The sequence below is a fragment of the Enterobacter cloacae complex sp. IR5418 genome, assembly GCF_049238105.1.
Taxonomy (GTDB): domain Bacteria; phylum Pseudomonadota; class Gammaproteobacteria; order Enterobacterales; family Enterobacteriaceae; genus Enterobacter; species Enterobacter hormaechei.
The window spans coordinates 136,001-139,391 of the sequence record NZ_JBMKHS010000011.1 but is presented as its reverse complement, the minus strand read 5'-3'; the positions used below and the strand labels follow the sequence as shown (position 1 = coordinate 139,391).

5 protein-coding genes are annotated in these 3,391 nt (G+C 47.8%); 3 read left to right on the top strand and 2 right to left on the bottom strand.

Annotated features, from left to right (window positions below; translation table 11 throughout):
* Positions 1-69: 69 nt before the first annotated feature.
* Positions 70-411, top strand: a complete 342-nt coding sequence (locus tag ACOTX7_RS11510; RefSeq protein ID WP_260630907.1) for a hypothetical protein — start codon at positions 70-72, stop codon at positions 409-411.
* Positions 412-526: 115 nt separating this feature from the next.
* Complete coding sequence (locus ACOTX7_RS11505; protein ID WP_221813657.1) at positions 527-952, top strand: hypothetical protein; 426 nt, start codon at positions 527-529, stop codon at positions 950-952.
* A 58-nt stretch (positions 953-1,010) separates the two neighbouring features.
* Here the strand turns inward: ACOTX7_RS11505 and ychF are convergent, their stop codons facing one another.
* Positions 1,011-2,105 (bottom strand): redox-regulated ATPase YchF, encoded by a 1,095-nt coding sequence (gene ychF, locus ACOTX7_RS11500; RefSeq protein ID WP_215771592.1) that lies wholly within the window; start codon positions 2,103-2,105, stop codon positions 1,011-1,013.
* Between the two features lie 126 nt (positions 2,106-2,231).
* Complete coding sequence (gene pth, locus ACOTX7_RS11495) at positions 2,232-2,816, bottom strand: aminoacyl-tRNA hydrolase (RefSeq protein WP_006810922.1); 585 nt, start codon at positions 2,814-2,816, stop codon at positions 2,232-2,234.
* A gap of 274 nt (positions 2,817-3,090) precedes the next feature.
* Between pth and ychH the strand changes: the two genes are divergently transcribed.
* Positions 3,091-3,366 (top strand): stress-induced protein YchH, encoded by a 276-nt coding sequence (gene ychH, locus ACOTX7_RS11490; RefSeq protein ID WP_003856655.1) that lies wholly within the window; start codon positions 3,091-3,093, stop codon positions 3,364-3,366.
* Positions 3,367-3,391 lie beyond the last annotated feature (25 nt).

Sequence of the window (3,391 nt, the reverse complement as noted above, 5' to 3'; positions counted from 1 at the left end):
GAAGATGCGTGATCTGATCCTTCAACTCAGCAAAAGTTCGATTTATTCAACAAAGTCGAGCTAAATGAAATGCTATCAGGCTGGCGAGTTCAAAATGACACGACCTGGCATGATGAATATATAATCTTTGCTGAAAGAAATGGTGACGTTCTTTTTTGTGATACCAAAAATATAACTTCTCCTGTTTATGGTAGTATTCAAAAAAGAAATTTCATTATTTCCAATTCCTTAGCTGACTTTTTGGATGCTTTTTGTTCTGCCATTGAGATAGAACAAAGTAAATATGATGGTGATGCTACAGATGATAATTTTAATTTCAGAGAGGACTTTCTGGAAGACATCGATTTTATGCTAAAAAGCAATCTAAAGGATGTTGAGGTAGAAGGCTTTAAATATTTCTTCTTTGGTTAATTTAATAATAAAAACTCAGTCTTTAAGAGACATCCTTGCTTCTGAAAGCATTTATCGTTTATATCCACTTTGATATAGGCAAGAAGGTCTTTTTCGATTGATAATGAATAAACATATGAAAAACACTTGCGATAAATTCGTTGGAAAAAGAGTGACATCTTTCGTAGAAAAAGGAAACGAGTTTCACGACAACAAAAAATACGCCGTGGCTTTAGAGCAATACCAAAAAGCCTGGCAAGCTCTTCCTGATCCAAAGTTCGAATCGGAACTTGCTAACTGGATCGCTGCGTGCATGTACAGCGCATATTTTGATCTCGCGGATTACGCTGAGGCAAAGAAATGGGGAGAGACGACATTACGGACACGTGGATCGGATATAGACACTGCACCCTTAATCGATCTCGGCATGGTCTGTTATGAGTTGAATCAATTCGAGGAAGCGTATAAATATTTTAACGATGCTTATAACTACGGCAAAGAGCGTGCGTTTCAGGATAGACCTAAAAAATATCTTGAATTCTATCTGCGCAAGAGGGGATAAGTTCGTTACTCTATAAAAAATCCACGCCTAAGCGTGGATTTTTTTCATTCAAAACAAATCAGACGTTAAACAGGAAGTTCATCACGTCGCCATCTTTAACGATGTAATCTTTCCCTTCCGCACGCATCTTGCCTGCTTCTTTCGCGCCTTGCTCACCCTTATAGGTGATGAAGTCTTCAAACGCGATAGTCTGTGCACGAATAAAGCCTTTCTCGAAGTCGGTGTGGATCTTACCGGCCGCCTGAGGCGCAGTCGCACCCACAGGGATAGTCCACGCACGCACTTCTTTCACGCCAGCGGTGAAGTAGGTTTGCAGGTTCAGCAGTTCATAGCCTGCGCGGATCACGCGGTTCAGACCCGGCTCTTCCAGACCCAGCTCGGCCATGAACTCTTCGCGGTCGGCGTCGTCCAGCTCAGCAATATCAGATTCAACGGCAGCGCAAACCGCTACCACGACAGAACCTTCAGCAGCCGCAATTTCACGCACTTTGTCCAGATACGGGTTGTTCTCGAAACCGTCTTCGTTAACGTTGGCGATGTACATGGTTGGCTTCAGGGTCAGGAAGCTCAGGTATTTGATCGCCGCTTTGTCTTCGTCAGTCAGGTTTTTCAGCGCGCGCAGCATGCCCGCGTTTTCCAGCTGTGGCAGACATTTTTCCAGCGCAGCCAGTTCCGCTTTCGCGTCTTTGTCGCCGCCTTTGGCTTTCTTCTGCACGCGGTGAATGGCGCGCTCGCAGGTGTCGAGGTCAGATAGGGCCAGCTCGGTGTTGATAATGTCGATGTCGTCAGCCGGATCCACTTTGTTGTTTACGTGGATGATGTTGTCGTTCTCGAAGCAGCGCACAACGTGGCCGATCGCTTCGGTTTCACGAATGTTGGTCAGGAACTGGTTGCCCAGACCTTCACCCTTGGATGCGCCTTTTACCAGGCCCGCGATGTCCACGAACTCCATGGTGGTTGGCAGAATGCGCTGCGGCTTCACGATTTCCGCGAGCTGATCCAGACGCGGATCGGGCATAGGAACAACACCGGTGTTCGGCTCGATGGTACAGAACGGGAAGTTCGCCGCTTCAATACCTGCTTTGGTGAGCGCGTTGAACAGGGTGGATTTGCCCACGTTTGGCAGACCGACGATACCGCATTTGAATCCCATTTCTAAATCACCTTAATATCTTGATAATCAATCCGTTAACGATAACCGATTGAAGAAAAGTAAATAACTACGCCTATTATACACGTAACCCGCGCGACGCGCGGTAAAAAAGCCCCAGGACGCCGATTATTGCGCTTTGAAAGCGTGCAGTCGATTGGTGGCTTTCGTCAGGCCGTCCTGAAGCCAAATCTCGGTGCAGCGGGCCGCTTCGTCCACCGCTTCGTCAATCAACTTCTGCTCAGAAACCGGTGGTTTACCCAGTACGAAACCGACAACTTTGTTTTTATCGCCCGGATGACCGATTCCCACGCGCAAACGGTGGAAATTAGGGTTATTACCCAGTTTGCTGATGATATCTTTCAGACCATTGTGGCCACCATGACCACCTCCCAGTTTGAACTTCGCCACGCCTGGCGGCAGATCCAGTTCGTCGTGAGCCACCAGGATCTCATCCGGATTGATGCGATAAAACGTTGCCATGGCTGCCACGGCTTTGCCGCTCAGGTTCATAAAGGTGGTTGGCACCAGCAACCGCACGTCGGCACCCGCAAGATTGATGCGTGAGGTATACCCGTAAAACTTGGGTTCTTCACGCAGGGGAGCGCGCAAACGCTCTGCCAGTAGATCAACATACCAGGCACCGGCGTTATGGCGGGTAGCGGCATACTCTGCGCCCGGATTGGCGAGGCCGACAATCAGTTTAATCGTCACGATTTACTTCCTAATGGGTTCCAGATCTGGCGCGTAGTTTACTGTCTGGCGCGCCGCTTGACAAAGTTCTGCCTGCTCTACACTGAAATGCGAATAATTACGTATTTGAACAATTAGAATTTCAAGCTGTTCAATGTCTTATTTGTAAATTTTTGTCTGGGAGTTATCTGTAAATGTGATCATTCACGCAACTCATATAAGAGGCGTTGTCTATACTTTACACACAAGGAGAAGGGGCTTTTCCCCTGACAACCCAAAGTTCCGGAGGTGACATATGAAACGCAAAAACGCTTCGATGCTCGGTAACGTGCTAATGGGGTTGGGACTGTTCGTGATGGTCGCCGGTGTCGGTTATTCAATCTTAAACCAATTACCGCAGCTTGACCTCCCACAATACTTTGCGCATGGCGCGGTGCTGAGTATCTTCCTCGGTGCGGTATTGTGGCTCGCCGGGGCGCGCGTGAGCGGACATGAGGAAGTCTGCGATAAATACTGGTGGGTGCGCCACTACGATAAACGATGCCGCCGCGATCAGCGTAAGCACAGCTAGTATGTAGAAATAATGAACATAAAAA